This is a genomic window from Thermostichus sp. MS-CIW-25, assembly GCF_054060015.1.
Window position 1 is genome coordinate 1 of record NZ_JBSSCS010000017.1, and the last position, 25,587, is coordinate 25,587.

Sequence of the window (25,587 nt, forward strand, 5' to 3'; positions counted from 1 at the left end):
TGCTCAAGTAATCTCTCTCCTTGGGGCGACTGTAAACTCGCCTGAAATTCCGAAACTTAGCTGTCCTCTGGGGCCGCTAGGGATTGGGATAAAGCTCGCACCCTGCGCATAGCGCGGGTGTCGGGTAGTTTACGTTACCAAGGCTGGGATTGGGGTTTCGCTATGACCTGTTTAAGGTTAGGTCAAGCCTAGGTTAAACTTCCCCTGGATCCCAGCCAAATTGTTGCAAGTCCACCTGGCCCTCGGCGTCGAAGTGGATCCCTTCGGCTTGCAGCAGCGCTTTCTGCAGGTCGTCGTAGCCCAGGCGAAAAGGGGAGTAGGAAATGCAGCCCTGGGCGTTGATCACCCGGTGCCAAGGGATGTCGGTGTTTTGGCCTTGCAGGCGAAACAAAGCATAGCCCACCTGGCGAGCATAGCCGGGGTAACCGGCAACCCGCGCCACCTGCCCATAGGTGGCCACTCGGCCCGGCGGGATCCGCCGCACCACTTCGTAAAAGCGCTGGTAGAGGCTAGTAGATGGAGCGCTAGTGGAGCCAGACTGGGTCACAGGGATCCTCGCTCAAACTTGGCAGACAATGAAGTACGGAACTGATTGGCTCTCCGCATCCATGAGCTATTTGATCGCGGTACTGCCGGATCGTATGGCCGCTGAGGCGGCCTACAGCGCCCTGGAGCGAGCGGGCTTCCCGCTAGAGCGATTGCACCTACTGGGGCGAGGCTACAAAACCGCCGATGAGTTTGGGCTGATCGATCCGGCCCGAGCCGCCCGCCGTCAGATGCAGCGTTTGGCCATTTGGTTGGTGCCCTTTGGCTTTTTGGCTGGGGTGGGGTTCAGCGTTTTGAGTGGTTTGGATACCTTTGCCTGGGCGGGACCTATAGGCAACCACCTGATCGGCGGCCTATTGGGCGCGATGGGCGGGGCCATGGGCAGCTTTTTCGTCGGCGGCGGAGTGGGCTTGTCCAGTGGCTCCGGCGATGCTTTGGCTTACCGCAACCGCCTAGACGCAGGCAAGTATGTGCTCATTGTGGAAGAAGAGAGCGAGCCCCGCATCCGCGAAGCCACTCGGATTCTGCGCCAATTTGAGCCGGAGAATCTGCAAGGGTACAGAGAGCGCCCCTAGACTGGGAGATCTGGGCAGCTATTGAGAGAACTCAGGGAGGTCCAAAAGCATGTCTTGGCTGTGGCAGCAAGTCCCATCGCCGCTTGGGCGGTGGCGGAAGGAAGGGATCCCCAGCTTTGCCGCTGCTGGGGGTGCACTGGCAGTTACGGGGTTTTTTTCGCCGGCTTTTGCCCACCACGCCCTGGGAGGGAAACTGCCTGCAACGGCCTGGGAGGGATTTCTCTCTGGGCTAGCTCACCCTGTCATTGGCTTGGATCACCTGGCCTTCGTCGTGGCCATCGGTTTTGTTGCGGCGGGGCAGCCCTGGCGCTACGGGATCCCGCTGGGCTTTGTGCTAGCGGGTCTGGTGGGCACTGGGATCCACCTGGCCGGCTGGGATCCCCTGGGACTGACGGAGCTGGCCATTGCCTCTTCCGTGGTTCTCTTCGGCTTGCTGCTGGTGCAACCGCGGCAGATCCCAAGTTGGCTCTTGCTAATAGGGGGATCCCTGGCGGGGCTATTCCATGGCTATGCCTACGCCGAAACCATTATCGGCGCCCAACCCATGCCTTGGGTGGGATATCTACTGGGGTTGAGCACCGTCCAGTATGGGGTAGCTCTCCTGGCCCTTTGGGCAGCAGAAGGCTGGGGGTTGCGGATCCCTGGCTTAACTCGCTGGGCCGGCTGGGCGATTACAGTGGTGGGGGCTGCCTTCCTGACCTTGGCAGTGGTGGGCGCGTAAAAAGCGCTAATTTTGCTCCCTTGCGCTCGGGATCCCCGATCCGGTACAAGGATAGCGGTGAAGATCTGTAAAACGAGGGGAGATCCCATGGAGCGCACCTTTATTGCCATCAAGCCAGACGGCGTGCAGCGGGGGCTGGTGGGCACCATCATCCAGCGCCTGGAGAGCCGGGGCTACCAATTGGTGGGCCTGAAGCTGGTGCAAGTGAGCCAAGAGCTGGCGGAAGCCCATTACGCCGAACACAAGGAGCGCCCCTTCTTCCACAGTTTGGTGAAGTTCATTACCTCGGGGCCGGTGGTGGCTATGGTCTGGCAGGGCAAAGGGGTGATTGCTGCCGCCCGTAAGCTCATCGGCAAGACCAACCCCCTGGAGGCAGAACCGGGCACCATTCGCGGCGATTTTGGCATCGACATTGGCCGCAACCTCATTCACGGCTCCGATGGAGTTGAAACCGCGCAGCGGGAGATCGCCCTTTGGTTCGATGAGTCGGAATTGGTGAGCTGGACACCGGTTGCCCAAAGCTGGATTTATGAGTAGGTACTTGCTGCATGCAAGGGGTAGTCGTGTTCGCAGGTTCCAGACCGGAAGTAGTGCAGAGCGCTAGGGCCGTGTTTCGAACTGGCTTCGGCTGGCCGCAAGCGGCTCTGTTGGAAGTGCCTTGAACCACCCCTTCTCTGCCAAAACTCGAGCGGCAAGCAGGATCTGTTTGCTACTGAATTGTTGTTTTCTATCTCCCCAGGCGTAGAAGCTTTCCACCAACTCTGCCGTCGTAGAAGGGTGCCCACGAGTCACGATCCAGTGGACAGTAGCCAGCAATTCTAGACCATAGGGCGACTCAAAGCCCTCCACGAGGTCGCTGACACGCTCAAAGCGTTCTCTCGTCTCTGGCTGATCGGCGAGATAGCTGTGGGCCTCCTCGATGGCGCCAGGCACCAGCTCCAGCTTCTTGTCTGGTCGATCACGGCCCGAGCCGTACCCAGAGATGTAGTAACCCTCGATTTCCTTAAGAACATGCCGCAGGTTCTCAGCGTAGGGGCCATAAACGCCCTTTGTAAACCTTAAGCGAAGGGGCTCCCCGGCTTCCTGCAGGAAGTACATCAGCTTGTGCAGCTCGAGCAGGGAAACGAAGGGAACCAGTAGGCCGTTGGTGTAACGTTCCATGAGGCCCACCAGCACCGCCCTTCCCGGAGTTAGGGTAGGAACCTGCCCACGGCGCATGCTCTTCGGCAAAGGCTGAACCTCAGTCGGCTCAAAAACAAGAATGCGCACATCTGGGAGCGTTGCCAGCGCCCACTCGATGCGGGAGCGAACATCCGGCCAACTGAGACCACCGAGGCCACAACCCAGGGGTGGCAGAGCAACCGAATGTAGGCCAAGACGCCTGATCTCTTCCACAAGGGACTGTAGACCGGCCTCGATGTCCTCAATCCTCGACTTCCCCCGCCAGTGGCGCTTGGTGGGAAAATTGATGATATAGCGAGGATTAGTCAGCTTTCCCGTCTCGAAAACGAACATTTTGCCCGGTTGGACTTCCCCCCGCCGGCAGGCTGCGGCATAGGCCTTGAAGTTCCCAGGCCAGGCCTTCTTAAACTGCAGGGCAATGCCACGGCCCATGGCGCCAACGCAGTTAACGGAATTGACCAGCGCCTCCGCATCCGCTTCCAAGATATCTCCGATACAGTACTCAAGGGCCATGGCCTCCCTCCGCTAAAAATACCAATCGACATGGACTTCAACTGCAGGGTTATACTTACTCCCCGTCAATGCTCGGTTGACTCTGTCTTTTACGCTGGCCTGGCACACCCCGATCCTTTCAACGAGATCAAGGGGGAAATAGCGGTGGACAAGAAATTCTGCTTGTTTGCGCTCTTTGATATCTGGGTCGCGGAAATCCCTGGCAGCGATGGCATTCCAGTCCAGCTCGCCAAGACAGTCGGGTTGTGAGCGGAACTCGGCGTAGCGTGCACCCGCGTTGGAGAGGGAGAAAGCCCACCGAACCCCATTGTGATCAGCCCAGGCGATGACCCGATACAGGTCTGCTTCGAGATGTACGATCGGAGTCTGCCCACCGCGATAGGTCAATTCGGGATGGTTTGCGCAGTGGATGACATAAAGCATGATCGAGCGGGGGCAAAAGTAAAAAGGAACATAGTCGCCGACTTTTGTGCCAGGGTGGCATGAAACTTCCAGCTCCTTAATCCGACGTTGCTTGATTTTGGACATGCCAATGGCTTGCGTCGGCCCCCCTTGTTGAAGTATTGCCGCGTCAGAGAGTAGCCCACCAGTGGTTACAATCCCTTGCAAGTTGCACACATGAGTAATGTGGTAGATTTCGGGACTTCCTGGAATTGGCATAATACCTCTGCCTTACGATGCAACTTTGAGAAAGGCAGAGCAAGATGAGCCTCACTCGGAACGAGAGTCAAGACCAACAGGCTCTCGAGGAGTGGAGCTCTCGCTTGGCTCGGGCAGATAGAGACGTTCTTCCGAGGCGTCGTACTCAAACAGCTCTGCATAGCGTCCCCAGTCAATGGCGGTGGCAAACTGCCGTTCGGCTTCAGCGTGGGGGAAGTGTTCGTCCCAAAGATCCAAGAAGAAGTCCGCTCGCATGGAGCGGCTGCCTTTTTCTTCCAGAGTCTGCAAGATGCTGCGGAACACGGGAACCCGTGCCAATAGCTGTTGTCGGAAGAGATCCTTGCTGCGCAGGATGGTGGTGTTGGCAAAGTCCTGGCCAATTTCGGTCAGTTGCACCACCCCGCTGGCCACCTCGGCAAAGCCCAACAGCACCGCCGCATCCAAAATCGGCAGCAGATCGTCCACGGCCAGTTGCAGCCGCTCGGCCAAATCGGCAATCTCCGCCCGCCCTTGCGGCCACTCCACGATCAACTCCAGCAGACCGCTGATCCCGCCCACCCGCGCATGGGGCAGAGGCAGGGCATAGGGGGAAGTGGTCTTATCACCAGCCAGCGCAGGCAGAGCCACCTCTCCGGTAACAGCAATTTCGGGGTTGGTCATGATCTCGTAGATGTAGTCCACCAAGGACTTAAAGCGGGGATCCGTGCGCTCGTGAGGCCGCGGCAGATCTATTCTCACCTCCCCCCGGATCCGCCCTGGGTTGGATCCCAGAATCACCACCCGATCCGCTAAAAACACCGCCTCTTCGATGTTGTGGGTGACGATGAGAATGCTTTGGGAAGGGAAGGCTTGCGCATTCCACAGCTCATCAATTTCCCCCCGCAGGTTTTCCGCCGTCAGCACGTCCAAAGCGCTAAAAGGCTCATCCATAAACAGCACCTTGGGCTCTAGGACAAAGGCGCGGGCAAAGCCCACCCGCTGCTTCATCCCCCCCGAAAGCTCCTTGGGGTAAGCGTTCTCAAACCCATCCAAGCCCACCAAGTCAATGGCCTTCAGGGCCTTTTGCCGGCGGATCTCGCGGGGGATCCCTCGGGCTTGCAGCCCCAGCTCCACATTTTCTTGCACGGTCAGCCAAGGCAGAAGGGCAAAACTTTGAAACACCATCGCCACATCGGGGTTAGGCCCGCGTAGAGGCTGGCCGTTGCTCAGCACCCGCCCTTGGCTGGGGGGGATCAGGCCCGCCATGATGCGCAAAAGGGTGCTTTTGCCACTGCCGCTGCGGCCCAGCAGAGCCAAGACCTCCCCTGCCCGCACTTGCAAATCAATTTGGCTTAAAACGGTAAACTCCCCCTTGCCCTCTGGCAAAGGAAAGCGCTTGTAGACTTTCTCAACCTCAATTAAAACGGGGGAAGCTGCAGAGCTCATAGAGAGATTGCCTCAGAAACTGAAAAGACTAAAGGTGATACTTTTCTTCCGCCAACTGATACAGCCGTCGCCAGAACAGACGGTTAATGCCCACCACAAACAAGCTCATCATGCCAATGCCCAAGGTAATGCGGGGCCAGTCTCCCACCGCCGTTGCCTCGGCAATGTAGGTGCCCAACCCCGTAGCCGTCAGGGTGGTGGATCCCCAGGCCACAATCTCCGAGACAATGCTGGCGTTCCAAGCGCCGCCGCTGGCCGTGACTCCCCCGGTGACCCAGGCGGAAAAGATCCCTGGAATGATCAGCTTTCGCCAGCGCTGCCATCCTCGTAAGCCCACATCCACGGCCATTTCTCGCAAGTCCGTGGGGATGCTTTGGGCACCGGCAATGGAGTTGAAAAGGATATACCACTGTGCTCCCAGCGACATAAGCAAAATGCTGCCCCACTCAATGCTGATCTGGGTGCGGATAAAAAACAACGTGACAAAAGGAAAGAGGAAATTGGCGGGAAAAGCTGCCAGAAATTGCACCACCGGCTGCAGCAGTTTCGCCAGTTTTGGATTAAAGCCAATGGCCACCCCAATGGGAGTCCAGATCACCGTGGCGAACACCAGCAACACGCTAACCCGCAGCAGGGTGAGGATCCCTAGCCCGAAGGTCAGCATCACCTCTCCAAAGCCCACAGTGGTAGCCACAAAATAAACAATCCAAATCCCAATGCCGCCAATAGCTGCCCAGGAAAGCTGGGTTAGCAGCCGCTCGCGGCGTCGCTCGACCTCAGGACTAAGGGGATCCACCCAGTGCGGGCGAGTCAGATAGGACAACAGCCGATCCACCAACTCTGCCAAGGGGGACAGCCAACTGCCGATCAGCCGCGGGATCCGCGCCGTGGTCAGCAGATCGTACAGCCAGGATTCGGGGGCAGCAGCCCCGCTGCTCTGTTCCAGGCGAAACTTATCCGACCAAGCCACCAAAGGCCGCCAGAAAAGCTGATCCACCAGCAGGATCACCCCGGCCATGGTCAGGAGCGCCCAGCCCAGCTTGGGCAAATCCTCTGCTTGAATGGCGGCTTCCACATAGGATCCCAGCCCCGGCAGCGTGTATTCCTGGTTGAGCACGCTGATGGCTTCGCTGGCTGCCACAAAGAACCACCCTCCGCCAAAGCTCATCATGGCGTTCCAGATGAGGCCCACCATTGCCGCCGGCACTTCCAACTGGGTAAAGCGCTGCCACCCCGACAGGCGATACAAGGTAGCCGCTTCCACCAACTCTTGAGGCAGCGTGCGCAGGGATTGGTAGAAGGAAAAGGTCATGTTCCAGACTTGGCTGGTGAAGATGGCAAAGATAGAAGCCGCCTCCAGCCCCAGCAAGCTGCCAGGAAACAGAGCAATGAAACCGGTAACCGTAATGGAGAGAAATCCCAACACCGGCACCGATTGCAAGATATCCAACAGGGGGATCAAAATGCGCTCGGCCCAGCGGCTTTTGGCAGCAATGTAGCCATAGACCAAAGTAAAAAGGGTGGAAAAGGCCAAGGCAATGAACATGCGCAAGGTGGAGCGGGCCGCATAGTAGGGCAGGTTGCGCGGATCCAAGTCGATCCGGGGCACCACCGCCGGAGGCTGAAACCGCTCAAAAGCCCCCACTCCCACCTGCGCCACCAAGGCCAGGAGAACCAACGTGCCCAGAATGATGGCCCCATCCGCAGCCCCTGCTGGCAGCCGACGAAGCGCCTCCGGCGAAGGAAAAGTCCTCATCTTCCCTGACCAAGCCCGGCATCCGCGCCCAGTGTACACCGTTTGCGGTTAGCCAGGATCCAGCCGGCTACTCTTCTGGCAACTCAGGGGGAGATTCCTTCCACTGGGGATTGTCCAAGATGGCTTTTTTGGTCTGCTTGAGTTGTTTCCACAGCTCCTTGATTTGCCGGTAGGCTTCTTCCGGGGTAATTTTGCCCCCGGTTTCCAAGCTACAAATCAAGGACACTTTATTGCTAAATTCCTGCAGGTTGGCATCAAAAACCAGGTTCTGCGGCCTCACTTCGCCCCAGTAGGGATAGCGAGGCGAAATGAATTCATCTTTGTTGGGAGGTTTGTTGGGAGGAGTTGGTTCTGCCACGGCCTAACCAGGGTAAAAGAATGGTTCACAACAAGAAGGTCAACATGAAAAGCTCCATTAAAGCAGGATCTACTAGCCCAGTTTATGGGCGTTTTCTCTTAACCGGCTTGGGTACTTTTGTGGGATCTCGCAGAGGATAAAACGGCTCTTGAATAGACGCTTCCCCACGTGTCGAGGGGGTGGAACTCTTCCTGGCTTTGGGTTGGGGGGGGGAACGCTTCAGGCGTGGGCGCGGCGGCGTTTTGAGTACTGGGCCGATGGGAGTGCCCGCCTCCACATAGAGCAGGGATCCGCGGCGGCGCACCTGCAGATCCCAGAAATTGCCTACCCCTTTGCCCGGCAGGGATCCAATCAGGCGCAATTTGAAGGCTTGGGGCTTGGGGGCTGCGGCTCCATCCTTCTGGACTCGCTGAGCGGGGGAGTTGGCGGAAGCTTTTTTGCCCGATTGACGGATCTTGACAATGATGAACCCTTTCTCCTGCGATTGAAAAACGACCTCGCCCCGGATGGAAAACCAATCCGGCACCACTGTTGGACGGGATCCCTCGGGGAGAGTTCGCCCCATTTCTTCTGGGGCCCACACCCCCAGCAACTGCACGTGCAGATCTTCGGTTTTGTCGCGGGTGCGAGGATAAACCACCCACAGATAGTTGCGTTCCGGCCGTAGATGCTTGCGTACCAGGCTCATCACCCGGCCCAGCAATACGGCATTCAGATCCAAGCCATCCGAGGTGCGCAAAATCCCGCGGGTAAAGTGCTCTGGGGAGGGGATGTATCGCCCTTCGATGAGGCCGATGGCTCGGTATTGCATCTTCTCCCCAGGCGGGGGGATGGGTTCCAAACAGACTCGCTCTTTCTTTTCTTCCAAGCTAGCAGTGGTACTGACAACAGGCTGCAAGGACTCCGTCCCGCTGTCGCGAACAGCACCAGGAGCTGCCGCAGGATCCTGAGCTTTCGCTGATGACAGGGATCCCTTGGCCTCACCCGTTGAGCTGGGTCTGGGGGGCCGTACCGGTCGAAAGGGAGGTCTCAGATCGGAGGACATTGTGACGGTTCCGTTGCTGTCAATTCAGAATGCTCGGCGGCAGACATTTACCGTTGCAAAAACAGGCCATAACTTTGCTCTTGACCCAAGACCTGCTCAACACACCATCCACTAGCCTAACAACGCCCAACAGCGTCTTTCCATCCTGCTTCCATTGACAAACTCCCAGCAGGTGCCCTCGTCGGGAACTGGGGAGCCAGCAGTTGTCAACACTGTAGCCGACGTGTAGCCAATACTAGCAACTGTTCCAAGGGAATGGTTCTCAGGCCGCAGAATGTTTATCCCCCAGACAGAACCATTTCATCTTTTTTATGGTCATTTCGATTCGAACTAGGACATTATACTCACACCCAAAACATTGAAGGTGCAGAGCCAGAAGGCTTTTCTCAGTAGCCCAGGCGTCTCACCCTAAGCTGAAACGAATAGAGTACCTGTAGTTTTTTCCGGCAACGCTGACTGGAGGTGTTTCTGCACAGCCGGGATCCGACTGACCGATCCCCAGGGCTCCCGCAAAGGCTGGGGCGCATGATCTTTCCCGAGCCGATGGGATCCATTAGCCATTCCTGGGGTTCACCGTTTAGGCAGGCGTTACCCACACCTGGGGAGTAAAACTGCCGTGTAGGCCATAGGGAATGTGGTGCCGCAATGGGATCCGCGCAACCGGGCCGGCTGTCAGGTCGGCTGCTTCTAGGATCACCACTTGAGAGCGCTGGCTGGCCGCATCAAAAACCACCGTCACGATCCACCCTGCCTCTTCGCCCTGACCTTCTGGATCGGGGATGAACACCGGTTCTCCCACAAAGCCGCGGGGGGCAAAGCTGTACTGCTGCGTGCGGCCTGTGGCGGTATCCAGCTTGAGGATGGCTTGCAGAGGAGCATTGGGGCCAGGAGCATGGGTGGCCCCGATGTAGATGTAGCGGTGGGATCCCCCCATTCGAGCCGGGTGGATGGCCGGAAACTCCACCGAGCGATCCAGCAGCAGTTCCCGCTTCACGCTGCCCCCCTTGGGATCCAGATAGAACCGCCACAGCTTGCCCGCCGGAATCTGGGCAAAGTCAATCTGCAGGTAATCGGCATCCGGCTCCAGGGCAGGGTAGTTCTCATAGAGGACAGCATCCACCACAACCCGATCCCCGACTTCGTAGCCGTTGACAAAATGGAAAACAAACCCCGGCTCCGCTTCCAGTTGCAGCGGCTTATCGCCCTGGGGAAAGAGCCAGATGCGGGTCGGCTCCCCCGGTTTCAAGGTCAGACAGGTGCCCGCCGGTTGCCAGCCCAACACAAACGGCAGGGGGTTGAAAGCCAAGGGATTTTGGAAAAAGATGCGGTAGCGGGGTGTCCAGACAAAATCGTGCAGGAAGGCAAAACCGGGCAGGCGGTAATCCCGCTTTTCCACCAAGCGCCCGCGCGAGTCCAGACGATAAAACAGCAACGTGGAGTTCTGGGCAGCCCGCACCCCAAAGGCGATGAGATCTCCCGTGTGGGGATCCCGCCGGGGATGGGCGGTAAAAGGCTGGTTGGCTGAGATCCCTCCTGCAAACGTTTCGATCCCCTCGGTGGCCAAGGTGGCCGGGTTCAGCCGGTAAGGGGCACTGGCCTCCCACAGGGCCAGCAGCTTATCTCCCTGGTAGATGACGTTGGTGTTGGCGGGATTTTTAAACCGCAAGTCGAGAAAGTTGCTCCACCAGCCGCCCGGCTTTTGGGTGCCAAACACCCCTCGGTAAAGCACCCGACCGGCTTTTTCCTCTGCTTCAAACTCGCGGGTGCGCACAAACCGGTTGCGAAAATGAACTTTCCCCCCCACAAAGGTGATGGCGCAGACCATGCCGTCGCCATCGAACGGGTGTCCGTAGCGCTGGGATCCCGCCTCCAGCTTGCCCGGGCCGTTGCGAAACAGGGTTCCCCGCAACCCTGCCGGGATCCGTCCTTCGATCTCCGTAATCCAATAGTCGTACTCCTGGGATAGGGAGCGATAGCCCAATTGCCAGTCGGTGGTGCTGTAGGGAAGGGAAGCGACGCTGACCATGGAAGATCTGCATGCAACGCCCTCTATTGTTGCTTAAACTTTTGTGAAGTCGCCAGTTTTTCTGGGCCGGGATGGTCTCCTGGGTGGGGATCCCCAAGATGGAGTCGCCCCGATTCGACTATGGTAGAAAATGCCCCCAAAGCGCCTGACAGGATCCACAGTACCCATGTTTGATGCCCTCTCCGAGAAGTTGGAATTGGCCTGGAGAAAGCTGCGCGGCCAGGACAAGATCACCGAAACCAACATTCAAGAAGCTCTGCGGGAGGTGCGGCGAGCCCTGCTGGATGCGGATGTCAATTTGCAGGTGGTGAAGCAGTTTATCGAGGATGTGCGGGAAGCTGCCCTGGGCTCCGAGGTCATTCTGGGGGTGACGCCGGATCAGCAGTTCATCAAGATCGTCCACGACGAGCTGGTGAAGGTGATGGGGGAAGCCAACGTGCCCATCGCCCAAGCGGAGCAGCCTCCCACCATTGTCCTCATGGCCGGTTTGCAGGGATCCGGGAAAACCACCACCTGCGCCAAGTTGGCTCTGTACTTGCGCAAGCAGGGCAAGAAGTCCCTGATGGTGGCCGGAGACATCTACCGCCCGGCGGCCATCGACCAGCTCAAGACGCTGGGCCAGCAAATTCAGATCCCCGTTTTCGACCTGGGCAAAGCAGATCCCGTCGAGATTGCCCGGCAGGGGGTGGAGACGGCCCGGCAGCAGGGCTACGACTACGTGGTTTTGGACACTGCCGGTCGTTTGCAGATTGACCTGGAGATGATGGCGGAGCTGGAGCGGATCAAGGCGGCGGTGCAGCCCCACGAGATCCTGCTGGTGGTGGATGCCATGATCGGCCAAGAGGCGGCCAGCCTTACCCGAGCCTTCCACGAGCGCTTGGGCATCACTGGGGCCATTCTCACCAAGCTGGATGGGGACACCCGCGGTGGGGCCGCCCTTTCCATTCGCCAAGTGTCCGGTCAGCCCATCAAGTTCATCGGTGTTGGCGAAAAGGTGGAAGCGCTGGATCCCTTTTACCCAGATCGCATGGCCTCCCGCATTCTGGGGATGGGGGATATCCTCAGCTTGGTGGAAAAAGCCCAAGAGGAAATCGACCTGGGAGATGCCGCCAGCATGGCGGAGAAGATGATGACTGCCCAGTTTGATTTCACCGATTTCCTCAAGCAGATGCGCCTAATTAAACGCATGGGATCCTTGGCAGGGCTGCTGAGACTGATGCCAGGGATGGGCAAAATCAGCGAGGAACAACTGCAAAAGGGACAAGACCAACTGGCCCGCGCCGAAGCCATGATCAACTCCATGACCCCCGAAGAGCGGCGCAACCCGGATCTGTTGGCCCGCAGCGTCAGCCGCAAACGACGGGTGGCCCGCGGATCTGGCCACAAGCTGGAGGATGTCAGCCGACTGGTCAGTGATTTTCAACGCATGCGCGACATGATGCGCAACATGGGCATGGGTGGCGGTTTTCCCGGTATGGGTTGGGGGGGTGGGCGTACCTCTCTTCCCGGCGGGGATCCCAGTTGGCGCGGACGTTCAACGGCCTCTCCCTCTCGGCAACAGCCCAGCCGCAAGCCGGGCAAAGGTGGGGGTAAAAAAGGGGGCGGCAACCGCGGATTTGGGGGCAAGTAGGATAGGATTATGCCCTTCCACGTTGTTTTGGTTGCCCCAGAGATCCCGGCCAACACGGGGAATATCGCCCGCACCTGTGCAGCCACCGATACGCCTCTCCATCTGGTGGATCCTCTGGGGTTTCGCCTTTCGGATCGCTACCTCAAGCGGGCGGGGCTGGACTATTGGCAGCACGTCCAACTGTATCGCTACCCCTCTTGGTCTGCTCTGGTGCAGGCCCACCCTGAGGCCCGGTTCTGGTGTTTTAGTGTGCGCGGCAAAGCCCTCTATACGGAAGTAACCTATCAGCCGGGAGACTGGTTGGTGTTCGGCAGCGAAAGCCGGGGGTTGGATCCTCTGTTCTTGGAAACCTATCCCAGCGTGCGCATCCCACTGCGGGGGCCGGTGCGCAGCCTGAACCTCAGCAATGCCGTAGCGATTGCCCTTTTTGAGGCGCTACGTCAGCAGGGATCCCTGACAAAAGAATAAGTGGTCGGGTTGGCCCTGATATAATAGCTACTTCTCCCCGTCAGGAAGATGTGTGCTCTGCAGTATCTGCGCCCCGACTTGCTCTACCTCAAGCCCTACGACGCTGTGCCAGCCCCGGCTGCCGACAAGCTGGATGCCAATGAGTTCCCCCTCGATTGGCCGGCGGGCTTTAAGCAGAAGCTCTCCCTCCTTTGGGAAAAGGGGATCCCCAGCAACCGCTATCCCGATGCCCATCACCAGGGCCTAAAGCAGGCCATCGCCGCCTATGCCGGAGCGGAGCCAGAGCAGATCAGCCTGGGCAATGGGTCGGATGAGCTGATCCGCTCCCTGCTGATTGCCACCTGTCTGGGCGGGCGGGGCGGCATTTTGGTGGCAGAGCCCACCTTCTCCATGTACGCCATCCTGGCCCAGAGCCTGGGGATCCCAGTGGTGCGGGTTCCCCGCGACCCGGAGACGTTTGCTCTGGATCTAGAGCGATGTCAACAGGCTTTGAGGGAGCATCCGATTCGGGTGGTGTGCCTGGTGGATCCCAACTCGCCGACGGGGAATGGCCTGACGGCTGCAGAGTGGGAGTGGGTGGAAGGGCTGCCCGAAGAGATTCTGGTGATTTTGGATGAGGCCTATTTTGAGTTCAGCCGGCACACAGCCCTGCCCAAATTGGCGGAGCATCCCAACTGGGTAATCTTGCGCACCTTCTCCAAAGCCTTTCGCCTGGCGGCCCACCGGGTGGGCTATGCTGTGGGTCATCCACAGCTTATGCAAGTGTTGGATGGGATCCGCCTGCCCTACAACCTCACGGCCCTTTCTCAGTGGGCGGTTCAGATGGCTTTGGAGCATGCCGAGGAGCTTTTGGCCGACGTGACGCTAATTTGTCAGGAGCGGGAAGCCCTTTATCAAGCTCTGCAGGAGCTGCCAGGGGTGCGGGTGTGGCCCAGCCAAGCCAACTTCCTCTACTTCCGGGTGGCCGGCTGGGATCCCCAAGAGCTGCAGCGGGCCTGGCAGGAGCTGGGGACTGGTGTGCGCTACACGGGTGGGGGGCTGCGTCTGACGGTGGGCACCCCTGAAGAGAACCGACGGGCCTTGGAGCGCCTGCGCCAAATCCTGCAATAGGCCTCCCGGCCTGCGTTCGGAGCCAGCCTAGGTGGATGGGTCGGCGCGCGAAAAGCGCTGGATCAAGCTGTGCACCTGCTGCAAGTGTCGTTCGTCCAGATGCTCCAGCGCCTGGGCGATTTCCGCTCTGAGTCGGCTCTGGGTGTCGGTTTGGGCCCGCTGCAGCAGCCAACTTTGGACAGGGCTGGGGTGCTCCACAAAGTCAAGCGCCCAGGGATCCCGTTCGTCCAGCTCAGGTTCTGCCTGGGGCAGCTGCCCCCTCCAACGCTCTTGAGCCTGTCGAAACTCCTCCGCCAAACGATCTGTTGGGCGCCCCTCCGCTTGGAGAACCTCCTGATACCTTTGGTGGGTCACCAGCCAGCGCTGCCGAATTTGAGAGCGTTGCTGCCTGGTCAGCCTGCCGGTTCTGCTTTCGGTGAAGCGCTCGTAAAACCTGAGCGTGTCTCGGTAGTGGCCCAATCGCTCACAAGCCAAGCCTACCTCCAGGGGCTGTAGCCACCAGGCCCGCTCCATCTGTACGCTGGTGACCACCTCGTGCAGGAAATCTCGCAGGCCGGGCAATTGTCGCCTCAGCTCTTCCCAGTTGGTCTGGGTGTCCCGGGCCATGCAGGCCACCAGCTCGTAATCGTGTCCCCGCTGCCACGCCTGAGGATGGGCCTGCGCCTTTTTCCAGAGCTCCTCCCACTCTCGGCGTTGGATCAGGACTCGCAGCATCAGCGGCCAGTCTTTCAAGCGCTCCAGACTGGTGACGACGTCGCCGATGTACTCTGCCCACTCGCCTGTGAGGGGACGTCCTGCCTCTTGCCATCGGTCCAGCACCACCGAGTCTTGGCGGTCTTTGGATAGCCACCTCACCTTGCTGGGAAGGGGTTCCAGGTGGATCTTGGCCCGGTAGTAGGGGGAATGCTCCGTTTGGCCCCCCTGATCCCAAACCTCTACCGCCCGCTCAAATTCCTGCCGATAGAAGTGACAGATACCCCAAATCTTGTAGTACTGATTCGCGAACGGCTGCCGCTGGCCGAGAAAGGCCAGACGTCCCTTCAAAGCCTCAAGGGTCTCTTGCAAAAACCAGCTGCGGGCCTCTTCCTGGGGGCAGAAAGTTCCCAAGTTGTTGAGAACTTGCTCAAGCTCTGCCAAAAATTGCTGTACACACTCTTTCCAGGTGGAATCCGTTCGTGTAAGCGGGACGAAGTCCCTATCTTTGGGGCTGACTTCAACGCTCAGCCAATCTCGCACCCGCACCACCTGTCGGAAGCGCTCCATAGACTTGACAGAGGTTCTTTGGGTCGCCACCATCAAGTCCACCAAGGGGCTGTAGTCTGGGATCCCAGGACATCCAGCAAAGTAGGCGGCGTTACGCTGCAGCTCCAACCAGGCCTTCCCTCTCCAAAAGCACTCCCAGGCTTCTCGTTTAAGATTTTTGTTGGGCAAAGCAGACTGCTCCAGGCTCAGGAACTTTTGCCCTGCGGAAACGTAATCCCTCTGGAGCTTGAGGAGCCAGGCCTGACATTCCTGTTCTAGAGGTGGTTTTTTTGCCTTCCGCGCCAGAGTTTGAACATCCTCCAGAAGTTTGAGGTTGCCCTCCTCGATGCCGCGCCTGAGAAGCTCAAGAGCTGCCTCCTGCAGATCTTCCAAGCTTGTATTGGTCCAGTACTGGATATTGATGCCTTTGACAGGGTAACCCAATACCGGTGGGTCGGTCTCCCATTCCGACCGATCCGGTTGCAGAGAAGGATGATCGAGCCAAGAGTTGGATTCTAAGCTTGGATCCCAGAACTCCCGCCAACCGGCAGAGGTGTCCACAATGGCCAGGGCCTCGATGGGGCGGGTAATGCCGACATACAATTGGTTGAGAAAATAATGGAGTTGCAGGGATATCGCCTCCCCAGCTCCTCGGGCGTAATCATTAAGCTTTCGGTTAAAGTTTTGTCGATAGGCGTTTCCAAACTTGTAGAGGATAACTTTTTTGAACTCCATTCCCTTAACAGACGTAGCAGTTTGCAGGAGCGGTGGTTTAAGATTCTGCTTCAATTCCTCGGCAAAGATCTTCTGGAGTTCGGGATCCTGACGCACGTAGTTCAGCTCCTCTCCCACAGGACAGGGTAAGATACAGACTGTTCCTGTGAGATCACTAAGCATTTTTCTAAGCTCATCTTCGATTAAGTTTCTTTCCTGACCATCCAGCACAAACCTTTGAACCGGCATGCCCTGCTCATGGGGACGCCAGGGCTGTTGGGGATAGATTTCTCGACTCTTGCTGAGAACTCGCCGCCACAGGTTGACTACATTGCTAAAACGAGTAACTTGTGGATTGCTGCGATAGTTGTTTCTCAGCTCCTGCGGGCCTGCAATCTCAAAGGGATGGCTCGGCAACAAGTAGGCGCGGATATGCTCGTAGAGATATTTTTTCAGAGCAGCCCAACGAAATCCCGTTGGGTTAATGGTTTGCAAGGGATCCCCGGCAAAGGCATAGGGCAGGCGATCAATAGCCCAATCCAACTTGTATTTTCCCCAAGGAGATAAGCAAAAAATAATATTCAGCTCAAGTTGGGTAAAGTCCTGAACCTCATCGCAAAAAATGACTGGATGAATAGGATTAAGAGTGCCATTCTGCAGCACATCTCTGGCCAAATCTTGGTCATCCCAGTAGCCCTCGTGGGTGGTTCGATCCCGGTAACCCGGCCAAATCTCTTCGTAAATCCGCTCGAAGGCTTCTTCATCTACACTGCGGTCGGCCTCAGGCAATTCTCGGTAGCTATCGGGATCCAAATAGTCACTGACCTCATAGCCTTTGATCAGCGTGCGAATGGTGTGCCAAGCCAGCTCTACATCGCGGCGACCACAATACCAGCTCTGAAATCGATAAAAATTGACATACCGATCCGGTTGGTAGCGTTCTTGCCGCTCGGCAGGAAGGCAGTTCAGCAGGTAATCCTGAAAAGTGCTAAAAAAAGTTTGACATTGCTGAATTTCCTCCGTGGAGAAGCTGCACCCCTCCTCCCGATAGCGGTGGCTGATGCGCAAAATTGAACTTACCCTGTCGCGGGCTTGCTGCACCAAACTGGGGCTGTAGGTCAAAAAGAGAGGGCGGTACTCAAGAGGTCTCTGTTTTGAAGTTTTGAGGTAGTGGCTGCAATAGTCGGCAAAGCGGTAATACAACATCAGAGATTTGCCGCTCCCAGCTCGCCCGTTGATTAGTAGAGGCATAGAGGTGCTTTGGAGAATTTCTTCTTCCTCCATCGACAAAGCTAAGTTCCCCTCTGTAGTCTCCTGGATTTCCAGCCAGACGTTTTCATCTGCAACCATGGAGTCGGGGTAGGCGCGGCGGGCATATCGCTTCCAAATCTCTAAAGATTGTGGGTGTTGGAGAATATCCGGCTGATCGGCCCCCCTCCCAAATAGGCAAGTTCGGCGCCCCAGGTCAAACCGCTCTCTCTGCTCCGGAGCGTGGTCGTAAACTCCAATTAAAAATGGAGATAAGACTTTTTCCTGCTCACATACCTGCACCAGGCTGATAGCCAGATGTATCGAGCCTTCCCGCCAGCACCTAACCTCAGTTTCTGGATAAAACAGTGGTAGTTTCCAGTAGAGATTCCCTTTCTCATCGCCAATGATGAATTGCTCTACCGCCCGATACACTTGGCGCCGCTGTTCTAGAGAAAGGGCTTGCACTTGCCGAACCCATTCCCCGCTTTCCAACACAAGCCGCTCCTGCGGATTGGGAGCATTCAAGAACTGTGTCCATTCATACAGCTCGTCGGGCAGAGGGGGGAGATGGTTTGGCGGATCCCCTGGTTCGTGCCGCTGCGCCAGCCACGCCTGCAAACGGTCATCGGGCACCCAGCTCCGCACCCGTTCTTGATAATCCGGATCTCGCCGTCGGTCTAAGAACTCCCGGTATTCGTGACTGCCTCTCGGCCAGAGGCCAAACAAAACCAGAACGGGTACCTCGCCTACATAGCGCAGCTCCCCCACCAAGCGAATGTTGTTGCGGAGATTACGCTTCCAGTAAGGGTAACGAACGTCAAACAACTGGCTCAAAAGGGTGCGACCCCCCTCTTCCAGCCGTTCTATCAATGCTTCTAGGTTGCACTGGGTTCTGCTTCCCAGAAACTCCTCCGGGCAATATACATACATGGGATCCCGCCGGGTATACCTGGAAGCCATCCTAGTGCCGGACTACTGGCGAAAATTGCCGCTGTGCCAAAAGTCTTAATTTTTTTCATAATCCCCACGTAGCCCACACACTCTCCAGCTCTGATTCAGGGAAAGTGCTCCCCACCGCTAACGCGAACGAGGCCGGGATCCCTTGAATGCTGTCCAAGATGGCTTGATAGCCTGTACGGCGGCAAAGGTTGCCCCGCAGGTGATCCCGCAGCTCCGCCAAGGACTCCGTCCCGCTTACGCGAGCGGATGGGATCCCCTCCCCACAGAGCTGACGAGCACTCAAGATCATCCCCGGCGTGCAAAAGCCACACTGGAACCCCTGTCCCTCTAAAAAGCGGGCCTGCAAAGGACTCCGTCCCGCTGACGCGATCGGATCCCACTCCCCGCCTCTGGCCAACCCCTCGATGGTGGTGATGGCTTGGCCTTGCAAGCGCGCCGCCGGGTACAGGCAACTGTGGACGGGATCCCCCTCCAACAGCACCGTGCAAGCCCCGCAATCCCCCGAGTCGCAGGCACGGCGTACCCCCACCCAGCCCAGCTCCCGCAACAAGCTCAGCAGAGTGATCGCCGGCGGAACCACCTGCCCATAGGGTTGGCCGTTCACCTGAAATCGGATGGGAATGGGAGTGGGATCCATAACGGTCTTCTTTTTTCACTCACATCTACCCCATTCTGTTTTGAGCAAAATGTTTCGAGTGAACCATTGGATTGCCCTGTTTGTTTTCATCCCTCTTCCCCATGAGGTGAGCGGATCCTGCCTATCGCAGATCGGTTTGCCCTCCCTCGCTGGGATGGCTTTCTTGGATGATCAGAGCAGGATTTTGTGAATTCAAATCCCAAGTGCAGGCCAAGCCTTCTTTGCCGAGATCTCTTCGCTTCCCTCAACTCCATTGATGACTTAGCCTATTTACCCTAGGAGACACTATGGCAACTCTTTACTTCAGCCCGCTTTTCGAGGTACAAGCTCTGCAAGCGGAGCCCAACCGGGGACGCTCTCGCTCCTTCCTGCCCACTCCTCTGCAGGTTTGGGAGAGCGGCGAAGCCTACACCGTCCAGTTGTGGGTGCCCGGTGCCAATCGGGAACGCTTCCACATCGAGGCCACGGCTCAACAGCTCTCCATCAGCGGCGAGATCCAGGTTCACGGCCCTGAAGGTGCTGAATTGCGCTACCAAGAAGTGGAGCCCCAACCTTTTCAACGCATCCTCAAGCTGGCCCGCCGCATCCAGCCGGAGAAAGTCTCGGCCACCTATCGCGACGGCATCCTCACCCTCACTCTGCCCAAAGCCGACGCAGCGCGGGTGATCAAAGTCCAAGTGGGCGCCTCAAACCCCACTACTCCGACGGAAGCCGTGACGGTGGAAAGCCAACCTGCCTAGGATCCCCCTCTTTTCGGGAGAGGGGCTGGGGGTGAGGATCCACTGCACGCGCACCTCATCTCCCACCTTAAAATCCAGCGCCCGGCTGGCATTGCCCCGGTTTTGCACGATCTCCACCCAGCCGGAGCTGCCCACCAGGGCCAGCACTTCCCCAACTTCTCCCTCAGCAAAGGTGGCCACGGAGCGGACGGGGATCCCTTTGATCCAGGCGCTCCAGCTTCGACCTTCCACCCACTGTCCGGGCAGGTTGGTGATGCCGTTGCCGAAGTGGTCGATGGCCTGGACCAGGCCGCGACAGCCGTTGGTCTCCATCTGGGGTGGCGGCCACTCCCAGCGGGTTAGTTCTGCTACGTCTAGGGGATCCCCCAGCTCCGCCAAAGGGATCCCGTTGGCCAGATGAGCGGCAACCGGGGCAAAAATATCCCGCCCATGAAAGGTGCGGCTGGGAGAGGGGGTGCGCCAATAGCGGGGCCGGTTGAGTTCCACAGCAGCCAGCGCCGGAGTTTGGGCCAAAACGCCGCTGAACAGGCCATTGTCAGGGCCAACCAAAAAGCCCGTCTCGGTTTGGATGGCTACCGCCCGGCGGCTACTCCCCACCCCTGGATCCACAACGGCCAGGTGAATGGTGCCCGACGGCAGATAGGGGTAGGCCGTCATCAGGGCAAAGCGAGCCGCCGCCACATCCTGAGGCGGGATCCCATGGCTGAGGTCGATGAGTTGAGCCTGTGGGGAAAGGGTATGAATCACCCCTTTCATAATGCCCACATAGGGATCCTGCAGGCCAAAATCCGTCAACAGGCTAATAAAAGGCATACCCTTTTGAGGCTTGAGGATCCCAGTTTAAGGATCCCAAAAGATAACAGCGCTTATGGATGGGGTGGCTAGCGGGCAGCAAGAGCAGGTTGCGGGCGCTCATACGCCTGCCCCAAACGCGCCAACTGCTGCACCAGCAAGCTCAAGAACAGGCCCACATCGGTCACAATCCCCACCGACTCCAGGGATCCCCGATCGGCCAGCTTGGTCACCACCGCCGGGTTAATGTCCACGCAGATCAGCTTGACCCCGGCAGGCGTCATGTTCCCGGCACCAATGGAGTGCAACATGCTGGAGAGCATCAGCACCATGTCGGCCCCCTGTAGCAGCCGTGCGTAATCCTGCTGGGCCTTGATCAAATCCATCTCCGTATCCGGCAGCGGCCCATCGTCGCGGATGGATCCCGCCAGGGAGAAGGGCACCTGAGCGCGAATGCACTCGTAGAACACCCCACCGGTAATCACGCCCGCTTCCACCGCAGCTCGGATACTGCCGTACTTGCGGATGAGGTTGATGGTTTTGAGGTGATGCTTGTGGCCGCCCTTGACCGGGGTGCCCCGCGACAGATCCACCCCCAGCGAGGTGCCGTAGAGATTCTGCTCCAAATCGTGAACGGCAATGGCATTGCCCCCCAACAGCGCCTGCACATAGCCCTCCCGAATCAGGGTAGCCAAGTGGGATCCGCCGCCTGTGTGGATGACCACCGGCCCTGCCACCACCACCGTTTTGCCGCCCCGCTCCTTGATTTGCCGCAGCTCCCAGGCAATCTGCTCCACCAGGATCTCCACCCGCCGCTCGCTGGAGACCCCCGATCCCATAAAGGTGAACTCCTGGGAAGAGCGCTCTTTGCTGGCCTGGCGCACGGTGCGGATCCCTTCCACCCCACACACCACGGCATCCCCCACCTGCAGGTCTCGAATCAGGGTGCAGTAGGCTGAAAACTCCGTCTTGCCATTGCAATCGGATCCCTTGACCACGATCACCCCATCCATGCGCTGCCGCTGCACCGGGATCCACTGGCCGGCCACCCGCACCTGCGTGGGGTAGATGGTGGTGACATAAAAATCGTCGGGCGCTACCCCTGCCTTCTCCACCCGCTCCAGACGGGCATCTTGCTGGGTTTCCTCCGAGAGACGGGCCCCCTGCTCGATCAAGGCGCTGAGAATGGTATCCAGGGTCTCTTCGGTGGGAGCGGAAACGGCCAGTTCCACCGTGGAAGTGCTCTGCCGTTTTTCCCCAAGCTGAAACTTGAGGATCTGGAAGCTGCCGCCATTGTCCACAATGCAATCGACGGCCCTGGTGAGCAGATCGCTGTCCACCAAATGTCCCTGTAGGGTCACCGTCCGGCTGAGCACTGTGGCCACTGGATCGGTTTGGGGAGCCACCGTCTCGTCGAGGCGCAATGTCAAGCACTTGGCCGCCCCACCGGCTTTCAGGAACTCCGTCAGCTCCGTCTGCACCACCGCAAATCCCCGCTCCTGTAGGGCGGCTTCCAGCTCTGGGCTGACCCGATTCACCAAGATCGTGCCGTTCACATCCACGGCATTGCAGGCAAAGTGAATGGCATCCGCCTCCTGAACCGGGATCCGCTTTTCAGGGGGCACCCGCATCTCGATCAGGCGGTTGGAATAAGCATCAAAAGCCGGCGGGTAATAGAGCAAATAGCCTTCGGAGAGGGGGCAGAAGCAGGTGTCCAGGTGGTAGAACCGCTCGTCCACCAGCCGCAAAGACAACACCTCGATCCCCAACCACTTGGCCAAGTAGGGGTGAGACTCCAACATGGAGCGAAAGCCGTAGCCCGCCCACAGCCAGCGCCCTGCCCGATCCAACAGAGCATCTCCTGCCCCCTCAAAAGCCAGGGCCGGCGGCAGCTCATAGACGGTGTAGCCCTGTTCCTCAAACCAAGCCTTGAAATGGGGCTGTTCCCCCTGCCGCTCTGGGTGATAAAAACGGCTCAGCACCACCTTGGATCCCAGGATGAGCCCAGCATTCGCCGTAAACACCATATCCGGCCATCCCGGCACCGGCTGGATTAGCTTCACCTCCGCCCGCTGCGAGAGATGCCGATAAAGAGCCTGCCACTGCTGCAGCGCCCGTTCTCGCGAAGAGCGGTGAACATTCCCCACCATCCAGGGGTTGATCACATAGTCCACCTCGTAGTGATCGGGTGGGCACATCAAATACCGAATGGCACCAGGCATAGATCTCAGAGCGCAGTCTGCAGCAGGGCATCCCCTAGATTAGCAGTTGCGTGAGCAGCATCCTCAAGAATCATGAAAGAATCATTATTTGTGGGAATCTTTCGCCAGCTCTGGCTGCGGTGGGACGGGATCGGCGATGTTGGGCAACTCCAGACAGTAGCCCGCCCCATAGACGGTTTTGATGTACTGGGGGTGGCGGGGATCCGGCTCCAGCTTGGTGCGCAGGTGGCGGATGTGAACACGGATGGTCTCGATGTCGTCGTCGGGCTCGTAGCCCCACACCTCCTGCAGGATTTCGCTGGGGGAAACGGTCTGCCCATGTCGCTGCATCAGACAGTGGAGCAGGTCAAACTCCAGGTGGGTGAGCTTGATCGTTTTGCCGAACCACAGCGCCTCGAAGCGTTCCGGCACCAGCGTGAGGGGGCCATAGGTGAGGATCTCGCCGTGTTTGGCCGCCTGTGGGATCCGGTCTGAGCGCCGCAACAGAGCCCGCACCCGCACCAGCAGCTCCTGCACTTCAAAAGGCTTGGTCAGGTAGTCGTCGGCACCGGCATTGAAACCCTCGATCTTATCCTGAGTTTGGCCCAGGGCGGTGAGCATCAAAATCGGGATCTCACTGGTGCGCTCCTCCCGCCGCAAGCGCTGACATACGGTTAGGCCATCCACCTGGGGCAGCATCAGGTCGAGGATGATGAGATCGGGGAGAACCTGCAGAGCCAACGCTTGTCCGCGTACCCCATCGGTGGCCTTTACGACCTCGTAGCCCGCCAACTCCAGATTGATGCGCAGAATATCCAGAATCGAAGGGTCGTCCTCAATGATGAGTATGCGAGCCATAGCCAGTTGCAGCCCAAACTGCGGATAAAACGTTTTGTTAAATCTGCTAACAAAGAGTCGAAGCTTTACGACTCGAAGTTTACTTAATTCTAGCCTCATTGCAAATCTTGCCGCGCAGCTAACCCGCAGGGTCGTCCAGCCCAGAACCGGAGGCATGGGAAACTGTTCAACCCGTTTGGGGCAAATGGGTGCGTTTTTAAGGCCTACGGCCCGCTATCGCGAACGGATCTCCCTTGGGGAAAGTGGTTCGGCACCGCTGGCGCGAACGCGGCGATGAGGCGGCGGGTGTAGTCTTGCTGCGGCTGCCGGTAGATCTGGGAAGCAGGGCCAATCTCTTCGATGCGGCCTCGGTTCATGACCATCATGCGGTCGCTCATGAACTTGACCACGCTCAGGTCGTGGGAGATGAATAGGTAGGTCAGCCCCAGTTCCTCCTGCAGATCCTTGAGCAAGTTCAGCACCTGGGCCTGCACAGAGACATCCAGAGAAGACACCGCCTCATCGCAGACAATCAGGCGCGGCTCCGAGGCCAGGGCGCGGGCAATACAGATCCGCTGCCGTTGTCCTCCTGAAAACTGGTGGGGCAGGCGATCCAGCGCTTCCGGATCCAGCCCTACCCGTTCAAACAGACGCTGGGCCCGTGCTCGCCGCTCGGCAGCGTTGCTCCCAATCCCGTGCAGGGCCATCGGCTCCATGACGCTGGCTCCCACACTCATGCGCGGATCCAACGAGGCCGCCGGATCCTGAAAGATGAGCTGAATCTCGCGGCGGAGACGACGTAAGCGTTGGGGCGGCAAGCGGAGCAGCTCCTCGCCGTCGTAGATCACCTGGCCAGAGCTGGCACGGACCAGGCGCAACAGGGTTCGCCCCAGGGTGGTTTTGCCGCAGCCGGACTCTCCCACCAGCCCCAAGGTCTCTCCGGGGTAGAGGTCAAAGGTGATCCCATCCACGGCCCGGATCTCGCCCACCTGGCGGCCAAATGGCCCTCGACGGACGGCGTAGTGGGTTCGCAGATCCCGCACCTGCAACAGGGGGGGCTGACTGTACAGCCGGCGCAGCCGTTCTTCCTCTAAGGACTCCGTCCCGCTTACGCGAACGGCAGCCGGGATCTCCACCTGCTGCCACTGCTCCTCTGGGGATCCCCCTTTTTCCAGAAAATCCTGGACGGTGGGCAACCGCCGCAACCGCCGCTCCAACACCGGGCGACAGGCCAACAGACCGCGGGTGTAGGGGTGCTGGGGATCCCGAAAGATCTGCTCCACCGAGCCTTGTTCGACGGCTTGGCCCCGGCGCATCACCACCACCTGATCCGCCAATTCGGCCACCAAGTTGAGATCGTGGGTGATGAAGAGGATGGCCATCTGCCGGTGCTGCTGCAGATCCCGGAGCAGGCGCAGGATTTCCGCTTGCACCGTGACATCCAGAGCGGTGGTCGGCTCATCGGCAATCAACAGTTTGGGGTTGGAGGCGATGGCACAGGCAATGGCCGCCCGCTGGATTTGGCCGCCGGAGAGCTGATGGGGATAGCGCTCCAGCATCTGGGGAGAAAGCTGCACCTCCTCGAACAGGCGAATGGCCTGGGCGCGGATCTCCACCGGCGTTAGAGAGGTGTTGGCCCTCAGGGTTTCCTGCAACTGCTGGCCACAAGTGTAGAGGGGGTTGAGGGCGGTGCTCGGCTCCTGGAAGATCATGGCAATTTGGGATCCGCGATAGCGCCGCCGTTGTCGGGGATCCAACTGCAGCCAGTCCACCGTTCCGTCAGGGCCCTTGAAGAGGATTTTGCCCTCCACCCGAGCCGAGCTGGGCAGCAGATCAATCAGCGTCAGGGCGGTCATGGTTTTGCCGGATCCCGACTCCCCCACCAGGCCCAAGGTCTGGCCGATCCCGATCTGGAAAGACAGCCCATCCACCACCGGGGATCCCGAAGGCTCCCTCCTGCTGACGCCAACTGTGCGGCTGGGCAAGAAAACCCGCAGCCCTTGTACGGTCAGCAAGGCAGAATCGGCAGCAGGAACAGCCTCGATCATGGCGACGAAAGCGCTCCGCACCGCTGGCGCGAACGCAATGGGAGGATTGGCAGGATTATAGACCACCGTCCCCGTCTTGGCCCCCAAAGTGCTCCGCACCGCTGACGTGAATGACACTTGCTTTCTGAGCCACTAACCTTGTAGAAAGAC

The 25,587-nt window shown here is 58.7% G+C and carries 21 protein-coding genes; 7 read left to right on the top strand and 14 right to left on the bottom strand.

Annotation, left to right across the window (positions count from 1 at the left end):
- Positions 1-193: 193 nt before the first annotated feature.
- Positions 194-547, bottom strand: a complete 354-nt coding sequence (locus ACVWZ1_RS07695; protein WP_414329999.1) for an MGMT family protein — start codon at positions 545-547, stop codon at positions 194-196.
- A 61-nt stretch (positions 548-608) separates the two neighbouring features.
- Between ACVWZ1_RS07695 and ACVWZ1_RS07700 the strand changes: the two genes are divergently transcribed.
- The 3 genes from ACVWZ1_RS07700 (at position 609) to ndk (ending at position 2,379) form a co-directional block, all read left to right on the top strand.
- Positions 609-1,121, top strand: coding sequence for a hypothetical protein (locus tag ACVWZ1_RS07700; protein ID WP_414522914.1), 513 nt, complete (start codon positions 609-611; stop codon positions 1,119-1,121).
- Positions 1,122-1,170: 49 nt separating this feature from the next.
- Positions 1,171-1,842 (top strand): HupE/UreJ family protein, encoded by a 672-nt coding sequence (locus tag ACVWZ1_RS07705; protein ID WP_457467129.1) that lies wholly within the window; start codon positions 1,171-1,173, stop codon positions 1,840-1,842.
- An 87-nt stretch (positions 1,843-1,929) separates the two neighbouring features.
- On the top strand, positions 1,930-2,379 hold the full coding sequence (gene ndk / locus ACVWZ1_RS07710; RefSeq protein ID WP_011431937.1) for a nucleoside-diphosphate kinase: 450 nt from the start codon (positions 1,930-1,932) through the stop codon (positions 2,377-2,379).
- Between the two features lie 63 nt (positions 2,380-2,442).
- Here the strand turns inward: ndk and darG are convergent, their stop codons facing one another.
- From darG to ACVWZ1_RS07745, 7 genes are all read right to left on the bottom strand, one after another.
- Entirely contained in the window at positions 2,443-3,537 is a 1,095-nt protein-coding gene (darG, locus tag ACVWZ1_RS07715) for a type II toxin-antitoxin system antitoxin DNA ADP-ribosyl glycohydrolase DarG (RefSeq protein WP_457503033.1), read from the bottom strand.
- 12 nt (positions 3,538-3,549) lie between these two features.
- Positions 3,550-4,197, bottom strand: a complete 648-nt coding sequence (gene darT / locus ACVWZ1_RS07720; protein ID WP_457503035.1) for a type II toxin-antitoxin system toxin DNA ADP-ribosyl transferase DarT — start codon at positions 4,195-4,197, stop codon at positions 3,550-3,552.
- A gap of 51 nt (positions 4,198-4,248) precedes the next feature.
- Positions 4,249-5,622 (bottom strand): ABC transporter ATP-binding protein, encoded by a 1,374-nt coding sequence (locus ACVWZ1_RS07725; RefSeq protein ID WP_457503036.1) that lies wholly within the window; start codon positions 5,620-5,622, stop codon positions 4,249-4,251.
- Positions 5,623-5,650: 28 nt separating this feature from the next.
- Positions 5,651-7,378 carry an ABC transporter permease gene (locus ACVWZ1_RS07730; RefSeq protein WP_457503037.1) on the bottom strand — a complete coding sequence of 576 codons (1,728 nt, stop codon included), beginning with the start codon at positions 7,376-7,378 and terminating at the stop codon, positions 5,651-5,653.
- Between the two features lie 67 nt (positions 7,379-7,445).
- Complete coding sequence (locus tag ACVWZ1_RS07735; protein WP_457467125.1) at positions 7,446-7,736, bottom strand: DUF7219 family protein; 291 nt, start codon at positions 7,734-7,736, stop codon at positions 7,446-7,448.
- 82 nt (positions 7,737-7,818) lie between these two features.
- A complete protein-coding gene (locus tag ACVWZ1_RS07740; RefSeq protein WP_457467124.1) occupies positions 7,819-8,547 on the bottom strand; it encodes a hypothetical protein in 729 nt (242 codons plus the stop codon).
- 811 nt (positions 8,548-9,358) lie between these two features.
- Positions 9,359-10,807 (bottom strand): carotenoid oxygenase family protein, encoded by a 1,449-nt coding sequence (locus tag ACVWZ1_RS07745; protein ID WP_457467123.1) that lies wholly within the window; start codon positions 10,805-10,807, stop codon positions 9,359-9,361.
- A gap of 166 nt (positions 10,808-10,973) precedes the next feature.
- Between ACVWZ1_RS07745 and ffh the strand changes: the two genes are divergently transcribed.
- The 3 genes from ffh to ACVWZ1_RS07760 are packed head-to-tail and all read left to right on the top strand — an operon-like array spanning position 10,974 to position 14,015.
- Complete coding sequence (gene ffh, locus ACVWZ1_RS07750; RefSeq protein ID WP_457503065.1) at positions 10,974-12,437, top strand: signal recognition particle protein; 1,464 nt, start codon at positions 10,974-10,976, stop codon at positions 12,435-12,437.
- 9 nt (positions 12,438-12,446) lie between these two features.
- Positions 12,447-12,905, top strand: a complete 459-nt coding sequence (locus ACVWZ1_RS07755) for a tRNA (cytidine(34)-2'-O)-methyltransferase (RefSeq protein WP_011431928.1) — start codon at positions 12,447-12,449, stop codon at positions 12,903-12,905.
- A gap of 48 nt (positions 12,906-12,953) precedes the next feature.
- Positions 12,954-14,015 carry a histidinol-phosphate transaminase gene (locus ACVWZ1_RS07760; protein WP_457503039.1) on the top strand — a complete coding sequence of 354 codons (1,062 nt, stop codon included), beginning with the start codon at positions 12,954-12,956 and terminating at the stop codon, positions 14,013-14,015.
- Between the two features lie 27 nt (positions 14,016-14,042).
- Here the strand turns inward: ACVWZ1_RS07760 and ACVWZ1_RS07765 are convergent, their stop codons facing one another.
- Positions 14,043-18,182: a hypothetical protein gene (locus ACVWZ1_RS07765; protein ID WP_457503040.1), complete on the bottom strand. Its 4,140-nt coding sequence runs from the start codon at positions 18,180-18,182 to the stop codon at positions 14,043-14,045.
- 55 nt (positions 18,183-18,237) lie between these two features.
- Complete coding sequence (locus ACVWZ1_RS07770) at positions 18,238-18,819, bottom strand: (2Fe-2S)-binding protein (protein WP_457503042.1); 582 nt, start codon at positions 18,817-18,819, stop codon at positions 18,238-18,240.
- 287 nt (positions 18,820-19,106) lie between these two features.
- On the opposite strand from ACVWZ1_RS07770, the gene ACVWZ1_RS07775 reads away from it, so the two are divergent.
- Positions 19,107-19,559 (top strand): Hsp20/alpha crystallin family protein, encoded by a 453-nt coding sequence (locus tag ACVWZ1_RS07775; protein WP_011431920.1) that lies wholly within the window; start codon positions 19,107-19,109, stop codon positions 19,557-19,559.
- Here the strand turns inward: ACVWZ1_RS07775 and ACVWZ1_RS07780 are convergent.
- The 4 genes from ACVWZ1_RS07780 to ACVWZ1_RS07795 all read right to left on the bottom strand — a co-directional run bounded on the left by ACVWZ1_RS07780 (position 19,506) and on the right by ACVWZ1_RS07795 (position 25,437).
- Complete coding sequence (locus ACVWZ1_RS07780) at positions 19,506-20,372, bottom strand: SAM hydrolase/SAM-dependent halogenase family protein (RefSeq protein ID WP_414351982.1); 867 nt, start codon at positions 20,370-20,372, stop codon at positions 19,506-19,508. The genes ACVWZ1_RS07775 and ACVWZ1_RS07780 overlap by 54 nt on opposite strands.
- A 68-nt stretch (positions 20,373-20,440) precedes the next feature.
- Positions 20,441-22,573: a bifunctional arginine dihydrolase/ornithine cyclodeaminase gene (argZ, locus tag ACVWZ1_RS07785; protein WP_457503044.1), complete on the bottom strand. Its 2,133-nt coding sequence runs from the start codon at positions 22,571-22,573 to the stop codon at positions 20,441-20,443.
- Between the two features lie 84 nt (positions 22,574-22,657).
- Positions 22,658-23,410, bottom strand: a complete 753-nt coding sequence (locus tag ACVWZ1_RS07790) for a response regulator transcription factor (RefSeq protein WP_011431916.1) — start codon at positions 23,408-23,410, stop codon at positions 22,658-22,660.
- Between the two features lie 203 nt (positions 23,411-23,613).
- Positions 23,614-25,437: an ABC transporter ATP-binding protein gene (locus ACVWZ1_RS07795; protein ID WP_457503067.1), complete on the bottom strand. Its 1,824-nt coding sequence runs from the start codon at positions 25,435-25,437 to the stop codon at positions 23,614-23,616.
- Positions 25,438-25,587: the final 150 nt, after the last annotated feature.

What these genes read in the sequence shown, in the direction of transcription:
- ACVWZ1_RS07755 (WP_011431928.1), top strand. Translation starts at nt 12,447, where the DNA reads ATGCCCTTCCACGTTGTTTTGGTTGCCCCAGAGATCCCGGCCAACACG.
- ACVWZ1_RS07775 (WP_011431920.1), top strand. Translation starts at nt 19,107, where the DNA reads ATGGCAACTCTTTACTTCAGCCCGCTTTTCGAGGTACAAGCTCTGCAA.
- ACVWZ1_RS07770 (WP_457503042.1), bottom strand. Translation starts at nt 18,819, where the DNA reads ATGGATCCCACTCCCATTCCCATCCGATTTCAGGTGAACGGCCAACCC.
- ACVWZ1_RS07700 (WP_414522914.1), top strand. Translation starts at nt 609, where the DNA reads ATGAGCTATTTGATCGCGGTACTGCCGGATCGTATGGCCGCTGAGGCG.
- ndk (WP_011431937.1), top strand. Translation starts at nt 1,930, where the DNA reads ATGGAGCGCACCTTTATTGCCATCAAGCCAGACGGCGTGCAGCGGGGG.
- ACVWZ1_RS07760 (WP_457503039.1), top strand. Translation starts at nt 12,954, where the DNA reads ATGTGTGCTCTGCAGTATCTGCGCCCCGACTTGCTCTACCTCAAGCCC.
- argZ (WP_457503044.1), bottom strand. Translation starts at nt 22,573, where the DNA reads ATGCCTGGTGCCATTCGGTATTTGATGTGCCCACCCGATCACTACGAG.
- ACVWZ1_RS07790 (WP_011431916.1), bottom strand. Translation starts at nt 23,410, where the DNA reads ATGGCTCGCATACTCATCATTGAGGACGACCCTTCGATTCTGGATATT.
- ACVWZ1_RS07740 (WP_457467124.1), bottom strand. Translation starts at nt 8,547, where the DNA reads ATGCAATACCGAGCCATCGGCCTCATCGAAGGGCGATACATCCCCTCC.
- darG (WP_457503033.1), bottom strand. Translation starts at nt 3,537, where the DNA reads ATGGCCCTTGAGTACTGTATCGGAGATATCTTGGAAGCGGATGCGGAG.
- ACVWZ1_RS07780 (WP_414351982.1), bottom strand. Translation starts at nt 20,372, where the DNA reads ATGCCTTTTATTAGCCTGTTGACGGATTTTGGCCTGCAGGATCCCTAT.
- ACVWZ1_RS07745 (WP_457467123.1), bottom strand. Translation starts at nt 10,807, where the DNA reads ATGGTCAGCGTCGCTTCCCTTCCCTACAGCACCACCGACTGGCAATTG.
- darT (WP_457503035.1), bottom strand. Translation starts at nt 4,197, where the DNA reads ATGCCAATTCCAGGAAGTCCCGAAATCTACCACATTACTCATGTGTGC.
- ACVWZ1_RS07795 (WP_457503067.1), bottom strand. Translation starts at nt 25,437, where the DNA reads ATGATCGAGGCTGTTCCTGCTGCCGATTCTGCCTTGCTGACCGTACAA.
- ACVWZ1_RS07730 (WP_457503037.1), bottom strand. Translation starts at nt 7,378, where the DNA reads ATGAGGACTTTTCCTTCGCCGGAGGCGCTTCGTCGGCTGCCAGCAGGG.
- ACVWZ1_RS07725 (WP_457503036.1), bottom strand. Translation starts at nt 5,622, where the DNA reads ATGAGCTCTGCAGCTTCCCCCGTTTTAATTGAGGTTGAGAAAGTCTAC.
- ffh (WP_457503065.1), top strand. Translation starts at nt 10,974, where the DNA reads ATGTTTGATGCCCTCTCCGAGAAGTTGGAATTGGCCTGGAGAAAGCTG.
- ACVWZ1_RS07705 (WP_457467129.1), top strand. Translation starts at nt 1,171, where the DNA reads ATGTCTTGGCTGTGGCAGCAAGTCCCATCGCCGCTTGGGCGGTGGCGG.
- ACVWZ1_RS07765 (WP_457503040.1), bottom strand. Translation starts at nt 18,182, where the DNA reads ATGGCTTCCAGGTATACCCGGCGGGATCCCATGTATGTATATTGCCCG.